General features: G+C 39.6%; 11 protein-coding genes. 7 read left to right on the top strand and 4 right to left on the bottom strand.

Going from position 1 to position 19,941, the window contains the following annotated elements; all coding sequences use genetic code 11:
• The first annotated feature begins 89 nt into the window (after positions 1 to 89).
• Genes QE382_RS22465 through QE382_RS22455 form a run of 3 tightly spaced genes read left to right on the top strand, consistent with a single transcriptional unit; the run spans position 90 to position 1,683 of the window.
• Positions 90 to 413, top strand: coding sequence for a hypothetical protein (locus QE382_RS22465; protein WP_307187838.1), 324 nt, complete (start codon positions 90 to 92; stop codon positions 411 to 413).
• Positions 391 to 1,281: a serine hydrolase domain-containing protein gene (locus tag QE382_RS22460; protein WP_307187837.1), complete on the top strand. Its 891-nt coding sequence runs from the start codon at positions 391 to 393 to the stop codon at positions 1,279 to 1,281. Before QE382_RS22465 ends, QE382_RS22460 begins: the two co-directional genes overlap by 23 nt.
• Before the next feature lie 42 nt (positions 1,282 to 1,323).
• Positions 1,324 to 1,683 (top strand): CoA-binding protein, encoded by a 360-nt coding sequence (locus tag QE382_RS22455; protein WP_307187836.1) that lies wholly within the window; start codon positions 1,324 to 1,326, stop codon positions 1,681 to 1,683.
• Here the strand turns inward: QE382_RS22455 and QE382_RS22450 are convergent.
• The 3 genes from QE382_RS22450 to QE382_RS22440 form a co-directional block, all read right to left on the bottom strand.
• A complete protein-coding gene (locus tag QE382_RS22450) occupies positions 1,680 to 2,930 on the bottom strand; it encodes an ROK family transcriptional regulator (RefSeq protein WP_307187835.1) in 1,251 nt (416 codons plus the stop codon). The two genes, QE382_RS22455 and QE382_RS22450, sit on opposite strands and share 4 nt — an antisense overlap.
• Before the next feature lie 152 nt (positions 2,931 to 3,082).
• On the bottom strand, positions 3,083 to 6,484 hold the full coding sequence (locus QE382_RS22445; protein ID WP_307187834.1) for a DUF1080 domain-containing protein: 3,402 nt from the start codon (positions 6,482 to 6,484) through the stop codon (positions 3,083 to 3,085).
• A 12-nt stretch (positions 6,485 to 6,496) separates the two neighbouring features.
• Positions 6,497 to 7,765: a Gfo/Idh/MocA family oxidoreductase gene (locus tag QE382_RS22440; protein ID WP_307187833.1), complete on the bottom strand. Its 1,269-nt coding sequence runs from the start codon at positions 7,763 to 7,765 to the stop codon at positions 6,497 to 6,499.
• A gap of 559 nt (positions 7,766 to 8,324) precedes the next feature.
• Here QE382_RS22440 and QE382_RS22435 point away from each other — a divergent pair.
• Positions 8,325 to 9,572, top strand: coding sequence for a glycoside hydrolase family 88 protein (locus QE382_RS22435; RefSeq protein ID WP_307187832.1), 1,248 nt, complete (start codon positions 8,325 to 8,327; stop codon positions 9,570 to 9,572).
• Positions 9,573 to 9,671: 99 nt separating this feature from the next.
• On the opposite strand, the gene QE382_RS22430 is transcribed toward QE382_RS22435, so the two are convergent.
• Positions 9,672 to 13,565: a hybrid sensor histidine kinase/response regulator transcription factor gene (locus QE382_RS22430; protein ID WP_307187831.1), complete on the bottom strand. Its 3,894-nt coding sequence runs from the start codon at positions 13,563 to 13,565 to the stop codon at positions 9,672 to 9,674.
• Between the two features lie 136 nt (positions 13,566 to 13,701).
• Here QE382_RS22430 and QE382_RS22425 point away from each other — a divergent pair, with 136 nt between their 5' ends.
• From QE382_RS22425 to QE382_RS22415, 3 genes are all read left to right on the top strand, one after another.
• Complete coding sequence (locus tag QE382_RS22425) at positions 13,702 to 16,827, top strand: SusC/RagA family TonB-linked outer membrane protein (RefSeq protein WP_307187830.1); 3,126 nt, start codon at positions 13,702 to 13,704, stop codon at positions 16,825 to 16,827.
• A gap of 13 nt (positions 16,828 to 16,840) precedes the next feature.
• Positions 16,841 to 18,529 (top strand): RagB/SusD family nutrient uptake outer membrane protein, encoded by a 1,689-nt coding sequence (locus QE382_RS22420; protein ID WP_307187829.1) that lies wholly within the window; start codon positions 16,841 to 16,843, stop codon positions 18,527 to 18,529.
• A 120-nt stretch (positions 18,530 to 18,649) separates the two neighbouring features.
• A complete protein-coding gene (locus tag QE382_RS22415; RefSeq protein WP_307187828.1) occupies positions 18,650 to 19,915 on the top strand; it encodes a DUF2264 domain-containing protein in 1,266 nt (421 codons plus the stop codon).
• Positions 19,916 to 19,941 lie beyond the last annotated feature (26 nt).

Below are 19,941 nucleotides of genomic sequence, written 5' to 3'. Positions count from 1 at the left end.
ATATTTTTATATCATTTAATAGAAGAGAAATGGGTGATATTTATTAATATACAATACAAATAATACAAGAATCCGGGAGACATTATATAGTGAAATTATTTTTTTTAAAGGGAATGGTCGCTCTTTTGTTGGCATCTACAGTTGCCTGTAATTCAAAAGAGAAAAAACAGAAAGAAGCAGCAATAGCGCAGGCAAAAGTGGATAGTACAAGATTGGTTTATAATGCCAATAATGCAGATTTGAAAATTGATGCTTTTATGAAGAATCTTCATTCAAAAGCTGCCTTCAACGGAAATGTTCTTATTGCCAAAGATGGAAAAATTTTATATCAAAATACATTCGGCTGGGCTAATTATCTAAAACGGGATAGTCTAAAAATTGACGACAAATTTGAGTTGGCTTCCCGTTTCTAAGCCGCTGACAGCCGTCGGGACTTTAAAGTTGGTGGAGGCTGGAAAGTTGCGCCTCGATCAAACGATCAATGACTTCTATCCTGATTTTCCATATCCAGGCATTACAATAAAAATGTTATTGACTCATCGTTCGGGATTACCTAATTACGTATACTTTTCAGAAAAACACTGGCCTGATCGTAAGAAGGGGATGACTAATCAGGATGTAATGAAAATGCTGACCGAGTTTAAGCCGAATCGTTATGGTGCGCCCGGGGGACGTTTTTTTTATAATAACTCGAACTTTATGGTCTTAGGGGCTATCATAGAGAAGGTATCAAAGCAAGACTTTGCTACTTATATGAAAGATAGTGTGTTTAATGTTGCCGGGATGACAAATACGGCTGCACTTTCAAAGGCTGTATATGATAAGATACCTACAAACGTTATCGGACACGATAAGATATGGAGGAGATCCGTTGTACAAAATTTTCAGGATGGACCACTTGGTGATAAGGGAATCTATAGTACCGTTCGTGATCTTTATCGCTTTGACCTCGCTTTGAGGGATGGAAAGCTGTTAAAACAGTCCACATTAGATTCGGCATATAGCGGATATCCTGATGCGAAAAAGGGGATTTTTAGCTATGGTTATGGCTGGCGTACGTTTGAACATGCTAATGATCATATCGTATACCATACAGGTTGGTGGCACGGTTTTAGACATATTTACGTAAGAGATCTAAAAAGAAATATTGTCATTGTTCTGCTTTCTAATATGACTAATGGAAGTTTGGTTAAATTAGACGAGCTTTATAAAATCTTGGGAATGCCGGTATTGCGTAAAAATGCCTATAGTAGTCACGGGGATTTTATCATTGATGAGTAAGTTTTTGGGCGCGATCAATAGGTGATATAAACGGATATAAAAATGAAAAAAACTTTGATTTTGGGTGCTAGTAGCAATCCTTCTCGTTATTCCAATAAAGCCGCTAATATGCTGCATAGGCATGGACATGATATTGTTAATATTGGTCTGAGTGGGGGTGAAGCAGCTGGAGTTTCTATTGAAAAGAAAGGCAATGTCTATTCCGATATCGATACTGTGACGATGTACGTCAGTGAACATAATCAGAAAGAATATTATGACTATATTTTGGCAACGAAACCGAAACGGATTATATTTAACCCGGGTGCAGAGAATCCTGAATTAGAGCAGCTCGCCATGGAGCATGGTATTAAAACTGAAAGAGCCTGTACCCTGGTCTTATTGAGTACAGGACAATTTTAAATTTTGGATTTTCGAAGTAGTTCAACTGATAAGTACTTTGTGATAAAATAGTTTGTAAGGCCCACAGTATTGCTGTCAAGATTCAAACTGGAAACTTTTATTTCACAGTGTTCTTTCAATATTGCCATGGTATACGAATTAATAGCCTGTTGTATCGGAATAGTGATCAGTTCATTTGCTTTTGCAATTTTTCCACCTAGTACGATCAATTCCGGATTGAGTAGTTGGATCAGTGATGCAAATGCTTTTCCAAGATTTGTGCCCAGTTTGGAAATCTGATTGATTGCAAATTGATCGCCTTTGTTTGCGGCTTCAATAATATGCGTTGGTGTTAAATGTTGTAATTCATCGGGTTGCAACTCATTTAATTTAGTCAGCTCTCCTTTCTGGATTTCCTGTTTAGCATTGTTGACTAAAGCAATTCCGGAAGCTACGGTTTCCAAACAACCTCTTTTCCCACAGTAGCATAGTTCGCCATTATCGATAAAGGGCATATGTCCCACTTCACCCGAGTAACCATCCCGGCCAAGATAAACTTCACCATTGGACACGATTCCTAAACCTATTCCCCAGTCCATTAGGATAATTAAACTGTTTTTTGTGTTTTTTGCCAAACCAAATTTCAGTTCAGCGTATGCCGCTCCTTTAACATCATTCAGAATGAAGACCGGTTTTTTATATATGTGCTCAAAATAATTTGTTATGGATTGATTGTCGTCATGTAAAAATGTCTCGTTGGTACCTTCTTCAGCGTTGATCAGCCCAGGCATACCAATGATAATACCTGTTAGGTTCTCGATATCAACTGATTTATCGATAAGATATTGATCAACGATTTGTGTGATAGCGGCTAGATTTTCTCCATTGCGGGATAGTTCATTATCCAGCTCAACAGTTTCAGCAATAATGTTCTGGTTGTTGTCCATTATACTCATAGTGATGGAGAAACGTTGGAGCTCAATCGAAAGTACCTGAAACAATCCATCGCGTAATTTATATAAATTAGGTTTGCGCCCACCAATAGATTCACCTTTATCAAATTGACGTATAAAATCATCTTCCAGTAATTCTGCGATTAAGCTATTCACTGTGGGCAAGCTTAAATAAAGGTTTTTAACAATGTCATTTACCGATACAGATCCTAATTCGGCTATTAATTTTATAATGGAGAGTTTATTGAACAGATTTTTCTTTTCAGGTTTACTCTCCAATTTTTTGTTAATCAGTAAATTTACGGCTTTAGTCATAAAACATCATATTTTTGAAATAGAATCCTCAGGGCTTTAATTTAGCAAAAGTTTTGGAATCATTTGGTTATTTTCTTAATCGGTAAGTAAGTTGGCTATTTAGCAAAAAGGGGATAAGATACCTTATCCCCCCTTCTACTTATACATCTATACTATTTGAGTTTTTTTATCCGAATGTCTTTGAAGAATACTTCAGTACCGTGCCCCAAGAATCCGATATGACCAGAGGTCCGTTTAAGTCCAGGATGTTGTTTTCCGTCCAAGGTACCATTTTTACTTGCCTCTGCGATATCTGCATCCACAATGACAGTACCATTGAGGGTAACTTTGATGCGATTACCTTTCACGGTTATTTCTTCAGCGTTCCACTCCCCAACAGGTTTTAAATAGCCTTTTTTAGCAGGAACAACGCCATAAATAGAACCATTATACTGATATTGCTTCAAGTCTTTATAGACATCTGCATCATCATCCAGCACCTGGATCTCCATGGCTTCATATGCGGCGTCTCCCTCCAGAGGAGCCCGTATTCCCACCCCATTGTTGGCACCCGGAGTCAATTTGAAGTCGAAACGATAAATGAAGTCTGCATATTCCTCTTTTGTGTAGAGGTTTCCACCAAATTTTGCATTTGGATACACCCAGATATAACCTTCGTCATTGATCACGTAAGCTTGGTTTTCTGTCCACTTGTCGAGGTTTGTTCCATCAAAAAGTATTTCAAACCCGTCTTTTTTCTCTTGATCGCTCAACTTAAAGATTTGCTTTCTTGGGAATTCCTTGATAAAAAGATCTCTATAATAAACAACTGAACCATGCGCTTGTAACTCAATTTGTTCGGTAGGGAAAATGGATTGGTTTCTATCCCAATAGTTTTCAAGAGGAATGTTATCGGTTACTAATTGTCCATTTAACCAAACCGTGACTTTATCGTCTAGCATTTTGATTTTAAACGTATTCCATTCGCCGGTAGCGTTGTCGGAGACCTTCAATGGTTTGCTTTCATTTTTTTGGTTGTTATATAATCCACCGGAGCCAACTTGGGCACCGACTCTTGTATTGGCGATATCCCAAATCTGTACTTGAGGAGTACCTCTCAAGTAAATACCAGCATCACCCTCTATTCCACCATAGTTCTCCAGTTTCCAGTCTACCAGCATTTCGAAGTCACCATATTGTTTTACGGTTGCTAGATTGTCACCTTTTCCGCTGAATACAATTTGACCATTGGCTACTGTCCAGCCTTTACGCATGATATCGTCCGCTTTAGCTTGTGCTGTCACTAAAGTTTTCTCGTTCATCTTACTGCGTTTGATTGGGTCGGCGACCAATCCTTTCCAGCCACTGAGGTCTTTACCATTGAACATCGAAACGTACCCCTCTTTGATGGGCATTTCAGCGAGATAACGAACAACAGCTTCTTTGAGATATCCACTTTCGCTACCGGACAATTTACCGATGACCTGTTCCAAAACTTCTCTAACCTTCTTACCGTAGAATTTATTGTCCATTGCAATGTTCATCGCGACATTAGTTGCTGTTCCAGTAAGTTGGGGATCGTTCATCAGGTCAGCTGCGAAAACGAAAGACTGGTATGTTCCTGTTGGTTGCAATGCCGATAGCGCAGCTTTTTTCTGTTCTGCTGTTTTGGCGACACTGAATGCATCTCGCAACAATAAGGTTTTCTGTTCAGGTGTATTTGAAGATGAAGAGATTGATTTGATCAATCCTCTGTATACTGTATTGAAAAGATTATCGTCTTTTTCTGTTCGAGAAAGCGATACCAATTCTGGAAGTGCGTTGGAGGAAGACCAGCCAGCTAACGATTCAATTGCTGCTGACCGTAGACTTGTATTATTATTGTTAAGGTATGCAGTTACAGCTTGCAATGACTGTGCGTCACCAAGCCCAGCAAAAATGGGGAAATATTTAGCGGTATTAGGCGCTGCTGATTTCGCTATATTAGCTGCCAGTTTTTCTGTTAATCCTTTTGAATTTGTGCTTGACTGAATCACGTTGACTAGGGCACGTTGCAATAGAACGGCAGATTTATTATCTGTTGTATTGTTTAGCCTATTGAATAGTTCTTCTAAATCCGATTCCTGGGCAACATTGGGAAGTGCTTTGTTGATCGCTTCTTCGACAGCAGGATTTGCACTCTTTATTGCTAATACAGCTTTGGATGATGCATTGTTGGAACGTTTACTTAAAATATCCAGCAATTGAATCTTTTTGTCGTCATCTACCGTAGCAAGCGCATTGTTGACATCGGTAACAACATTTGCATCTTTAGATGATAGGATCAACGCTTTTACCGAATTGTTGAACTGTTGATCTGTGTTGAGCGCCTGGATTAAAGTATTGGTTTCTTTTCCCTGTGATAGTGTATTTAGAGCACTTAATCCAGCTAATTTAGTTACTGGAGACTGTGTTTTATTTACTAAAGCCTGGATTAGTTTTAAGCTGCTTGCCGAACCATTGTGGGCTAAGTAGTTCAATACACTTTCTTGAACTTCTGGTGTACTTTTGCTCGCTAAAGCAAGCAAGCTTTTTGCGTCACTGCCCTTTCCGTATTTTCCGAGTAATTGTAAAGCAATGTTACGGTAAGCACCATTATCGCTCTTAACTGCTGCTAATAAGTTCTTTTGTTGTTTCGCTGGGTCAATAGTCGTCAATAATTTAAGCGATGCAATTTGACCGTTGATTGATTTGGCTTTTTGGGATTCCTGGAAAAATTTGTTCAGAAACTTAACCGCATCTTGGTCGTGTTTATTGTCGATCAACGCTTGGGCATAGTCTATACCAAGTCCAACCGCATCAAATTTGTCGTAACTGTAACCTGCAGCAGTGAGTCTTTCCTGGAATAGCGATTCGGAAGCTGTGCCACCTATTTTGCTCAATGCGATTAATGCTGTCCGTTGAAAACCGTCCGAATTATATTTTTTGGTCAATTCCAAAATAGCATTTTCCGCATTTATATCCTTTAAATCTCCGAGTGCGGTAACTAAGGCAATAGCAGTTTTCTCTGTCGTTGACGCAGCTAAAGCTTTTTCTAAGGCTGCTGTCGATTCAGGGGTACGAATAGATACCAGCGTTCTCGCTGCTGCATCGGCAAGATAATCGTTTGTCAAACAATTAGCGACAGCTGGTATAGCTGTATTATCGGCGCATTGACGTAACAGGCGTAGGGCAAAGACCTGATTTGTTGGTTCACTCAATTGCGAGATGGATTTTGCCAAACCTTCAACAAAAACTCTTTTTTGCTGTTCTTTACCGGGTTGATTTACATAGAATGAATAGCTGTTTGCTGCAAATTCTATCGGAGCGTTATTGCTTCCCGGTGCTTTAAGTCCCTTAAGGAAAGTGACGACATCGTCAGCAGAGAAGCCTTCCAGCTCATGCATGGCAAGCAAAAATTTTTCTTTTTCTTCGGCAGGCTGCTGTGCCAATACGTCTGCTATTTTGGTCGCAGTCGTTCTATTTTGTGGTTGCTGAGCGTAAGTTGCACTAGAAATAAGAAGCAATACAGTCAGCGAATTGAATATTCTTTTCATTGGGATATCTTTTTAAATAGACCAAGGGCCTCTCATTGGTTGGTGAATCAATCTATTTGCGGCGTCATCATCAATAAATAGCTCATTTTGGGAGTCATATTTTAATGATCTGTTTAGTCGCAATGCTGCTAATCCCATGTTGACCAAAGTACAAGAACGATGTCCATTGATTTCATTCAGTGCAAACTTTTCTCTAGTGCGTACAGATTCCAGGAAGTCGACAATCTGTGGTGCAGGTTCAGGGTATTGTGCAAGCTTTCGTTCCAAATCGGGTATATCAGATTGAAATCCTCGATATAATTTACCTTTTGGTCCCTCGATATAGGCTGCCTTTTCATCCTTTGCATCGCCGTCTAGAATGATCTGACAACCATCGGCATAAGTAAATGTAATGCGTCGCCATGTACCCACAGCATCCGGATGTTGTTGCGGAGCATCAACATCGACAGTAATGGGACTTTCATTGTCTTTACCTAAAAAGTATTGAACAGGATCCATATAATGTTGTCCCATATCTCCAAGGCCACCGCCATCATAATCCCAATATCCCCTAAAGGTCGTGTGTACACGGTGCTTGTTGTAAGGTTTGTATGGCGCTGGACCTAACCAAAAATCGTAGTCAAGTTCTGCTGGAGCCTTTTCCTCTGGTAAATTTTCCTTTCCTACCCAATAGAATTTCCAGTCAAAACCCGTATGCTTGCTTATCGTGACTTTCAATGGCCAACCCAACATGCCTGTATCGACTAATTTTTTGATTTTGCTTACGGGAACATTCATTCCATAAAAGTCGTCCTTGAAACGAAACCAGGTATTTAGACGAAAGATATTGCCGTGCTGAGCGATGGCTTCTTTCACTTTTTTACCTTCACCAATAGTTCGGGTCATCGGTTTTTCACACCAGATATCTTTACCTGCTTTTGCCGCTTCAATAGACATCAATCCGTGCCAATGTGGGGGAGTAGCAATATGTACGATATCTACTTCTGGAGATTTAATCAACTCCCTAAAGTCATGGTATTCCTTCACACCACCGCCTAAGTCTGCTTGTGCTGCCGCCAGATGGGTTTTGTCTACATCACAAATAGCTACTGTTTTAGTTCCGGCATAGGCAAAGTGTCCACGGCCCATATTGCCGACACCAATGACACCTTTGGTTAGATGGTCGCTCGGAGCAAGATATCCCTGTCCTCCGAGTACAAAGCGAGGTACAATAGAAAATGCCGCAGCACCGACCACGGATTTTTTTATGAAATCACGCCTTGATGAATTCTGTTCTTTCATTTTGGTTGGATTAGTTGTTGTATAATTGATCCTCTATTAGGCTGTTAAAAATTAACCGCATTGGATATTTAGTCTTAAAAATAGACAAAAAACTGATGAATGTAAACTGATAACTAAAATTTTACGTATTGTTTATTTATGTTTTGTTAAAAAATGATAAAAGAATGGTTATAAATCCTTTTCTTTCTAATATAATAGGCAATCATATACCTATGATTTTATTTTTGTCTGCGAATTGTTACATTATAATATCATGGCAAACTGCCGCGATAATGTGATCGTACAGTAACTTTTCAATTATAGTTAATCGTTTTCGTAAAAGGAGCTTGATTCTGGCAAAATATTGCAGCATCTTTATTGTCACTCTGATCGCAAATCCTAAAAGATGAACTTAAGATACCAAATTTTTGCATTGTATAATATGTTTAAAATCACATGGATGTAGCTAGAAATTGCGCTTCGACGATTTGTTATCAATTTCAATTTGTGTTAAGGAGAAGGTAATTAGGTGCGATCAAATTAATCCGCTGGCATTGACAGACTAAAAATCTAATAGATAATGAAACTAACGCAATATTTTGTACTGGTACTAGCCGTATTGGGCATATGTCCCATTGTCCAGGCGCAAACAGTGAAACCGAATTTGTCCAAAGCCTTTATTCAGGAACAGTTGGACGCTGCTGCGAATCAGATAAAGGTTCTTGCGGCAGAAACTTTTGCAGAAAAATTTCCGAAAACCTTTGAGCAGGGTGAACACGTATTTTCTTCTTCGAGCTGGTGGTGCTCGGGTTTCTATCCAGGGACGTTATTGTATCTATATGAAGGTACCAAAGAAAAAGCATTATTGGAGAAAGCAACAGAAGCATTGACGTATCTGGAGAAAGAAAAGAACAACAAAGGCACACATGATTTGGGTTTTATGCTTTTCTGTAGTTTTGGTAATGCGCTTCGTCTTACCGGTGATACGCTAAAGTATATACCCATTTTGAGCACTGGTGCCAATTCCTTGGCGTCTCGCTACAGCCCGATTACCAAAACAATACGTTCTTGGGATCATGGATCATGGCAATATCCGGTAATCATTGATAATATGATGAATTTGGAGTTTTTGACACAAGTATCTAAGGTGACTGGAGATAAAAAATGCTATGATATTGCGGTATCTCATGCTGAAACAACCTTGAAAAACCACTTCAGAAAAGATTATAGTTCCTACCATGTGATCGATTATGATAAGAAGACCGGTAAGGCCATCGGAAAAAAGACACATCAAGGAGCATTTGATGAGTCGGCCTGGGCAAGAGGCCAAGGATGGGCACTATACGGTTATACCATGATGTATCGTGAAACAAAGAAGAAAGAATTTTTGAAGCAGGCACAGCAAATCGCAAAATACATACTAAGTAACCCAAATCTGCCTGCTGATCTGGTTCCTTATTGGGATTTTGATAAAGATAAAATTGCGAAGTCGGATAAAATGTATCCGAACAGAGATCTAAGGGATGTATCTGCGGCAGCATTATATGCTTCAGCATTATTGGAGCTCTCACAATATACAAAAGGAAATGAAGCGTTGGATTATTTTAATAAGGCGGAAACCATTCTTAGAAGCCTTTCGAAGGCACCCTATCTCGCTCCTTATGGTCAAAACGGTGGTTACATCTTGCAACATAGTGTTGGGGCACTACCGTTGAATTCGGAAATCGATGTTCCATTGACCTATGCAGATTATTATTATGTGGAGGCTTTGGTGCGGTATCAACGTTTGTTGGATGGTGAACCAATGATTAAATCGATTGCTAAATAAGCGATCAAAAAAATAAGGCAATTCTTGGGAGATGAACTCGTTTCAACGACACCGGAATAGATGAAAAAGAACAGGATATAAACTACATTGAACAAATAGCTAAGATTTAGCGGTCTGGCTGGAATTCGCTGTTTGTTCTGAAGGATTATGTCCAAACTGTTTTTTAAACTCCTTACTGAAGTATTTTCTATCGGAAAATCCCACAGCGTAAGCAACCTCACTGATATTCATGGCCGAATTCAGTAATTCTTTCGCTTTGTTTAGCCTGTACATTTTCACATAGTTATTGAGAGACAAATTAGATATAGCCTTCAACTTACGATAGAGGATTGGCGCGCTCATTCCCATTGTTCGAGCAATAAAACTGACGTCAAAGCCGTCCGATTGAAGATTTTCTTCAATCAATTGATTTAAGGACGAAATGAATTGTGCATCAAGTTCATTGTTGAAAGTAGTTGTCTTGACCTGAAACTCCTTACTTTTCGCCTGACTTATAGCGAGGAGATTTTGGGCCGAAAGAAAGAGTTGTTTATTACCAAAAGGCTTTGTCAAATAGATATTTGCGCCGTTTTCCAATGCTAAAGTCTGCGCGTTGCTATCGGTAACTGCGGTCAACAGGATGAATGGGATATGGCTAGTGATTATATTTTTTTTAATGGCTTCGCACAGTTGAGCACCATCCATATAAGGCATCATCAGATCCGAAATAATCAGATCGGGGACATATTCCAATGCCCTAGAAAGGGCCTCTTCACCATTGTGAGCTGTAATGATCGTGTAGGCATCTTGAAACAGACCCGCCACTGTTGCCATTAATTCTTTATTGTCTTCAACAATTAAAATAGTTTTTTGCAAGGAGGTATCAAGGATGCTTGGGGCTGGTATGCTAACGTCTTTCATTTCCTTTGCAGGAGTCTTTATGAGATGAGTATCCAGGTGATTATTTGCTTTGGGTCCAAGATCTTTCGGTAGATTTATGGTAAACACAGTCCATTTTCCTTTTTCATCGTCCTGTGTAAGGCAACAGATATCCCCCTTGTGCTGTTGTACAATATGTTTGGTTAACGCAAGTCCGATTCCAGTGCCTATCGCATCTTGAGCTTGTTCTTCGCGATAGTACTCTTCAAATATTTTGAATTGGTTATCGCTTGCGATTCCGATTCCATTATCGGCGATGTTAATAGTTATTGTGTGGTTGTTATCGACCAGATCCAGATAAACCGTGCCTTGTTCAGGCGTGTACTTGATCGCATTTGACAGCAGGTTGAACATGACTTTATCAAATTGTATTGTATCTATGGATTGTAAGCCTACAGAATCTAACTGCCTTATATAATAGTTGAGATGCTTTGCTTTGGCAAGATCATTTAATAGGTAGAAGGTGTCTTCTATATATTCCCTAAAAGAGATGTCCATTTTTTTCAGGACAAAGTGCTTGTCGTCGAACTTTTTAAAATCCAGTAACTCGTTGATGACTCCTAGGAGTTTGTTGGCATTCTTTTTTATTCTTTTTACCTTATTTTGGGTAGTGCTAAGATTAGCTGTTTCTGATATAATTTCATCTAATGGAGCGGTAATCAAAGTCAGCGGAGTACGAATTTCGTGAGATATCTGTGTAAAGAATTTTATTTTCTTTTCCTGCTCCCGTTCCGAATTGATCAGCATCTTCCTTTCGACAACAAACTTAATAACCAAATGAACGCCCAGAGCGAATAATCCGGCATACATTAGATAGGCCCACCACGTTCTCCAAAATGGAGGTTGAATGTCGATATTAATCCGTAGCGGTGTACTGCTCCAAATACCATCATTGTTACTTGCGAATATGGTCAGCCTATGTATACCTACTGGAACATTCGTATATCGTATTGAAGGATTACTTGTTTCAATCCAATCCTTGTCAAAACCGTCGAGCTTGTATCGATACCTATTCTTTTGCGGTTTTATAAAATTAGAACCTGAGAAATTAATAGTAAGAAAGTTTTCATCGTGTCGGAGGCTGAGCTGATAACTGTTTGGATCTTCCGTTTTCTGAATCCTTCCGTAGTTTAGTGGAGTCTCTTCGAGGAAGATATTTCGAAAGAGGACATTGGGGATGTTTTGATTGAAGGTTATTTTTCGAGTATCTAGGGAAATTGCACCGTTGAGTGTGGTGACGAATAATGTTCCTGTTTTGCTGGCAAAGATCTTAGCTCCAAGAAGATTTTTAACCGGTAAACCATCATATTGATTGAGCAGATAGCTATGTTTTGTCTTTGGATTAAAGCATATGAGACCATCTTTACTGGTAACCCATACCTTATTGTTTACATAGATGGGCCAACCTAGTGCGTTGTTTGGAAAGTAACATACCTTGGTTAAGTGATTATTCTGATCAAATTGATATAAATACTGGTTGGATGTTAACCAGATATCCCCATTCGAATGAACATAAAATCCTCCTACCGTCAATGTATCCAATTGTTGTATCGCGCTTATGTTTGAGTCATTAGGTTTGCTTCGAAAAAGCGAACCTCCGCTCAGGAAATAAATGTACTGTTTAGCATCAGCTTGTATATCATCGATTGTAGCTGTCTTTAAACCGGGATTATATTGCGGCTGTTTCCCTGGGTCCACGGTATAGAGTCCTTTATTGGTTCCGAGGTAAATACGACGCGCAGGATCGACGTAAATACTGTAGATGTTGTTTTTGAGATTTAGGCGATCTTTTTCCAGATAAAAGTGTTGCGCATTTCCAGATTGGGCATCGATAATGGAATAACCGCCACCATATTGTGCTGCGTAGATTTTGTTATCTTTTGTGAATAAGTCCTTAATCAGATTCGACTGCGTCAATTGTGATAATGGAGAGGTAGCGCCTGTTCGCTTGTCAATTTTGTTGATTCCTTCTTCCTCCGTTCCGATCCAATACGCGTTTTCTGATTCTGCGAAACTGCCGGCAATATCGCTATTAAGTCGAAGACCAGAAAGCGAACGGGTGGAATAATGTTGTATGGGGATAAGATCGGGGTAAATAGCATTTATTCCTCCAAAATAGGTTCCTATCCAAGTGATTTGTTGCCGATCGATAAAGATATCATAGATCGAATTTTGGCTCAATGAGTTTTTGACGGAAGTATTATGTTTATAGTTTACGAACTGTGCCGATCCATTAAAGATCGAGAGTCCCTTTAAGCTGCCAATCAGTAGTTCACCATTTTTTGCCGGCACAATTTTCCGGACGTTATTGCTCAATAGATTACTATTGGTTTCGTTTATATTATTCCATGTTTTATCCGTGAAGTTAAATTGGAATATTCCATGCAATTTTGTCCCAACCCAAAGCATATTTTGATGAAGATATAGGGTACTGAAAATACGTTCTCTTAAGGGGAGCGGGGGTAGCATTAGATCCCGGATAGTGGAGATCTGATCATTTTGCAGAGAAAAAGATTCAATGCCCTTGTAACTTGCTATTATATATGCCGTGGGGCTGGTTTGAATAATGGATTGTACACAGGGACGGTCCAGAATTTTTTTGAGATTGTAGGTCCCGGCGGTCGGGATTGCTTGATAAAGTCCCTTGTTTGTGCATAGAAATATTTGGTCTGATAAAAACTGGATGTCGGTGACGACAATTTTTTCCTGAAAAGGTTTTCCTTGTTTCAATACAGCTTTACGTTTGCCGATGTCGAAAATGAATAATTGAGTTGCAGTTGCGATGAAGAGATGATTCTTTGCATTGATGGCAATCTTATTAATATAATCTACTTTTTTAAAGACGGTATCCTGTACTAAAATATTGCTGATATGCTGGGAGTCATATACAAATAGGTTGGGGCCGCCGCCAAACCAAAGTTTACCCATTTTATCCTGCGCAATTGTTAACACCGCCTGTTTATCCAATACATTATCCTGGCTTAGCGTTTCAAACTTAAGATCCTGAGCATAACAAAGGGAAATGATAGATAATAACAGCAGAAATTGTCGCGATAAAATAGGCAGTATGTTCATGGTTATGGGGTCTTTGGATCAAATTTAAGATTTTACCCCTAAATATTTATGAATTTTCCCCGCCTTAATTTGCTCATAGACTCATCTTTGGCTTATTAAACAACCAATTTTTATTATAAAACTAATTTCCTAAAGTATGGCAAAGTTTTACAAAGTTGGACTGTCTGCTATGATGATGTTTACTGTGGGTGCGAGTATGGCACAGCAGAAAATTTCGATTACGGGGCGGATTACAGACAGTCAAGGAGCACCTTTAGCAGGTGTAACGATTCGGGAGAAGGGTGGAAGTGTTTCTACTTCGACAAATGCTACTGGTACCTATTCATTGTCGGTGAGTTCCAGGGCGACACTTGTCGTTTCCTATATCGGCTACCAAAGCCAAGAAGTTACTGTTAATGGACGCAATGTTGTCAATGTAAGTATGGACGGTGCAAGATCGGTCATTGATGAGGTTATTGTTGTGGGATATGGAACACAGAAGAAATCTAATTTAACAAGTTCAGTTTCTACGATCGATCAAAAGACTTTAGAATCTCGTCCTATTTCCAATGTGATGTCGGCCATGCAAGGGGCTGCACCAGGGCTTGTTGTAACTAGATCTGGGGGACAGCCCGGAAGCGAGGGGTTTTCTGTTAATATCAGGGGTGATTTATCGACAGGGGGATCGAGTCCTTTAGTGCTAATTGATGGCGTTCCTGGATCATTGACGTATACAAATCCTGATGATATCGCTAACATATCCATCTTAAAAGATGCGTCCGCTACAGCAATTTATGGATCAAGAGGGGCGGCCGGTGTGGTTTTGGTAACTACAAAATCTGGGCAAGGGAAATTAAAAGTGAATTACCAAGGGATGTGGACTGCAAAAAAGATGGGGTTATTCCCAGAACGGATTAATAGCTGGGAAGAAGCAGAAATGCAAAATCTCGCGCGTATCAATGCAGGGCAGTCTCCAGATTGGAGTGATGAATTAATTGCTTTGATGAAAGATCCTAATCAATACTATAGAGTAAATCCTACAAATCCAACAGCCTATCAATATTTTGGTAATTACAATTATCCTAAAATCTTATTAAAGGATAAGGCTACGCGTTTAAACCAGAATCTCTCAATATCGGGTAGTACTGATAAGGATAATTATTTGTTTTCATTGGGTTATGTAAGTGACAAGGGTATTTTTAGATATGGCCCTGACGATTATAAAAAACTGAATGGACGTTTTAATTATCATAGGGAATTGTCAAAGATGTTCAGCTTGGATTCCAAAATTATCTATAGCAGATCGGAAAGAAATTCGAGTGTTTTGGGGGCGAGTAATGATTATGGATTGATCTATAATATTGTTTCGTCGAGAAGTATTAGTCCTATATATCTTCCCGAAAGCGGCGATACGAAATATGCAGCAGGGAGTGCTGGGGGCGAAACTGTTGCGTTATTGAAAGAGGGAGGACGTAATAATAATGTGGTTCACGAGATCGGTGGTAGTTTTGAATTGGGCGTTAAAGACATCTTTACGGAGGGACTAAAATTACGTCTATTATATAGTCCAAGGATATTGATTGATAATGACAACAATACGCGTTTACCTGTCCCGATGTATAATCTGACAGGACAATCGGGCTGGGCAGGTGGTAACAACTTCAGTTTGAATCAAATTCTTAAAGGACGGGGGCAAGCTTTGACAAATAACTGGCAAGCAGTTGGAGAATATAATCGTACGTTCAGTGATAAACATGAAATTTTAGCACGTGGAGGATACCGTTATGACGATTATCGTTATGATTATATTGTTGCATCAGCAGCCAATTTGCCAACTAATGATGTTTTAGCATTAAGGCAAGCGGGCGATAAAAATAATACATCAGTTAATGATAATATACAGACAAATACATTGATTTCTTTCTTTGGAACGGCGCAATATGTTTTCGATAAAAGATATATCGTACAAGGAACCTTAAATAGAGAAGGAAGTTCTAGACTGTCACCTGCGAATCGTTGGATTACATTGCCCGGTGTTTCTGCAGGTTGGCGTATAAATAACGAATCTTGGTTTGGTGAAGCATCTAAAATATTTGATGAGTTGAAACTCCGGGCAGCTTGGGGTAAACAAGCGAATGATCCAAATAGTGATAATCCACGTGCAAACAACTACGATTATATCAATTCGCTTTCTAAGGGGGATGCTTATCCATTTAATAATGTTCGTAATACCTATTATTGGATTGGGAGCGCTGCATCGCCATTGCGGACCTGGGAAAAGGTGACTAACACGGATGTGGGATTGGATTTTGCGATGTTGAATAGAAAATTGGAAGGTTCATTTTCCTATTTCTGGCGTCAGACAAAAGGTACTTATGGAACTGTGACGCAACCGGGAGTATTTGGAATAGGAAGTCCTAGTACAAATATTGGTGACTTTAAGTCATGGGGATGGGAATTGAGTCTAAGTTGGAGAGATAAAATTGGACAGGATCTTAACTATTCGGTAGCAGCAAATATATCAGATAACAATAATAAGGTTATATCATTCCTGAACAGAAGAAATGTGAGTGGTGGACTAGTTTCCCTCTTGGAGGGCTATGCTAAAAATTCAATCTTTGGCTATCGTACTGACGGTTATTTCCAAAGTGCAGAGGAAATAGCAAATAATAAGGTAAACCATCAGAATCCAACTCTTGGTCCCGGCGATATTCGTTATGTGGATATCAATGGTGATAATATTATTTCCTCGGGTAAAGGTAACTTAGATGACCCTGGTGATTTGGTTTATCTTGGTACACAAAATCCACGCTATTCATTTGGTCTGAACCTAGCTTTTGATTACAAAGGATTTGATTTTAGTGCATTTATTCAAGGAGTTGGTAAAAGAGAGTTTTTATTACCATCGACCTTGACACTTCCTTATACCGAAAGCTGGCGTCAAGCCTGGGCGATACACAAAGATTATTGGACGCCTGAGAATCCAAATGCAATGTTTCCTCGCCCTGTGATGGGAGGAGGAAGTAATACAAGAATATCGGATAAGTGGGTAGTAAATGGTGCTTATGCTAGGATGAAAAATATTCAGTTGGGGTATACATTACCTAAAACCTTAACTACCAAGGCAAAGATAGATCTCTTACGAGTCTTTTTCTCCGGGGAAGATTTATTTGAATTCAAAAAATCATGGAACCCGTACTATGATCCTGAAACTCCCAACGGTCAGGCCTTTGGATATCCGTTCTTTCGCTCATTTACAGCGGGCGTAAATATCACATTTTAAACCGAAGAAAGTTATGAAAATACAAATAAAGAAATCAGAAATTCTTGTCAAGAGAGTTGCTAAATTGGGGGTGCTAATTGCGTCAGCCAGTGTTGTCTTCTCTTCATGTATGAAAGATTTGGATAATAAGTTTGATGAAACACAAGTAACTGATGCTTCTTTTTGGAAAACGGAGTCGCATTTACTCATGGGCGCGAATTATCTATATACATTTTTACCAGGAATAGGAGAGAATAATGCAGCAAATTGGTCCGATGATTCAAGATCTACAGGTAACAATTCAATAAGTGACGGTTCTCGTTTGGTGCCAAGTAGTGCGGGAGACTATACAGGGAACTATCAGCTGATACGTGCTGCTAATACCGTATTGGAAAAAGCACAGCAAATGAGCTTGGATCCAAGTATTATCAACAAGTATAGTGCAGAGGCACGTTTCTTTCGCGCTTATGCTTATGGTGAATTGCTAAAAAGATTTGGTGGGATGCCAATTATAACACGTACAATGGGGTTGGGGAATGAACTTTTGCAGGCTCCGAGAGGTACACGTGAGGAGGTTGTTAATTTGATCTATGAGGATCTCGATTATGCCATACAAAATTTACCGGATGCTAAAGATACAAAATCTACGGATTATGGTAGAATTAATAAAAGTGTTGCGCAAGCACTAAAAGTAAGACTAGCACTTTTTGAAGGAACTTTTGAAAAATACCATAAGATTGGGGATTCCAAAAAGCATCTTACAATAGCAAAGAATGTAGCAAATGATATGATTTCTACGGGTTATTTTAAGCTCTTTAATTACTCAGCTGACCCTGCAAAGAGTTATTATTATTTGTTCCAAAAAGAGGCAAACGGATATGCCAACAAAGAGAATATTTTACCAAGATTGTATGGCAAGGATATGACGGACAAGATTTCAACACATAACTATAGCCGAAATCTAGAACAGGGAGCTATTACCCCTACGCGTTATTTGGTGGATGCTTATCTATATGTAGATGGCTTGCCGAGAGAGGGCGCAAATAGATCTCCTTATTTTAAGCCTAGTGTAAGTACATTGACAGAATTTGAAAATAGAGACCCTCGTTTGGCAATGACGGTTTTTAAAAGGGGTGATCTTTATATTAATGGAGCCAATTATCAACCTATGTTTTCGTTCACGCAAACAGGGTATAAAACTTTTAAATATTTTAATGCGGTAGATTGGAGGGAGCAAATAAGCTTCACCGAACACAAAGTCATTCGTTATGCAGAGGTACTATTGTCCTATGCGGAAGCCGTGTATGAATTGGATGGAAATATTTCAGATAGTGATCTTAATAGATCATTAAACCTAGTTCGTGAACGAGCAGGCATGCCTAAGCTGACTAATAAATTTGTTTCCGATCATCAGATGAATATGTTAGAGGAGATCCGTAGAGAGCGAAGAGTCGAGTTTGCACTTGAGGGAGAACATCGCTATTGGGATATAATCCGGTGGAAAATAGCAGAGAAGGTACTGCCGTTGCCTACATTGGGTATTCAGTATTTTGAAAATGAATATGCAGAAAAGCCCTCTGTTAAACTCACTCCCGAGGGATATGTTATTGCTCAGACTGCAGCAACTCGAAAATTTGATCCAGCGCGAGACTATCTATGGCCTTTGCCGATTACTGAACTCGGTCTAAATCCGAATTTGGAACAAAATCCTGAGTGGAAATAAACGATGTAGTGTGAAAAAGTTGTTATCAATCGCTCATGCAGTCGTTTGCTGGAGCGATTGGTTTACTTTGGCTAGTATGTTTATGTACAAGAGATATTTTTAATTTATAAACCCTTATCGATGAAGAGAAGATCCTTATTAAAATTGTTAGGCGGAGCTGGAGTAGGCGCATTAACGGCGTCTTTACCAATGGAAGCAAAAACAAGCACGTTAGACGGAAAAAGAAATTTTATTGAAAATGATAGGGCTTATTGGGTATCTATCCTACATCAGATGGCAGCTCCAATATTAAGCAATATCAGTAAACAGCAATGGCGTAAAAATATGCCGATGGAGGTAAGTCCGACTTTTGATAGCAGGGATCCCGGAGTGGGATATCTGGAAGCCTTCGGGCGCTTGTTGGCCGGAATGGCACCTTGGTTGGCCCTACCGGATGACCTAACTGAGGAAGGGAAACTGCGAAAAAAATTGAGAGCACAGGCGCTGCTCGGTATACAATATGGGGTAGACCCCGAATCTCCGGATTATTTTACTTGGCGAGGACCTTCCTCTCAGACCCTTGTGGATGCAGCGCATCTTGCGCAGGCTTTTTTGCGGGCCCCAAACGCTTTATGGCAACCTTTAAACCAAGTGACTAAAAAAAAAGTCGTCGAAGAATTCAAACTGCTACGCAAGATCAAACCCAATGAGAGCAATTGGCTGCTGTTTGCCGCAATGACAGAAACGTTTCTTTACAGCATAGGAGAGGAATGTGTACGGGAAAAAATCGATTATGCGGTTAATAAATTTGATCAGGAATGGTATGTTGGAGATGGCTGGTATAGTGATGGTGACCATTTTAGTTTTGACCACTACAACGGTTATGTGATCCATTGTATGCAGGTGGAGTCGCTGCGTCATAATATCCCTGCAGGTGGAAAATACAAGGAAATGTATGAGCGGGCATACAAACGGATGCAGCGTTATGCGCATCATTTGGAACGCATGATTTCCCCAGAAGGCCATTATGTTGTCGTGGGGCGTTCATCAACGTACAAAAATGCCGCATTCCAGCCGCTGGCAACAGTTGCTTTGGAAAATAAGTTGCCGGAAGACATTTCGAAAGGACAGGTCAGGGCTGCATTAACCACGATACTTCGTCATATTTATATTGACAAAACCTTTGCGCCCTCGGGATGGCTGCGTATGGGCGTGGTAGGTGATAAACAATCCAATCTCGCAGATTACTATACAAATGCAGGTTCAATGTATGTGGCCTCCCTATCATTTTTGCCCTTGGGGTTACCGGCAGAGGATGAGTTCTGGACCTGTGCTCCACAACCATGGACTTCCCAAAAATGCTGGAAGGCAGAGCAATTTCCCAAAGACTATTATGTAAATTATTAAAACGAAAAAAGAATAAAAAGCAAAAG

It is taken from the genome of Sphingobacterium zeae, from assembly GCF_030818895.1.
In the GTDB taxonomy this organism is placed as follows: Bacteria; Bacteroidota; Bacteroidia; order Sphingobacteriales; family Sphingobacteriaceae; genus Sphingobacterium; species Sphingobacterium zeae.
This window is presented reverse-complemented; position numbering and strand designations above follow the sequence as displayed.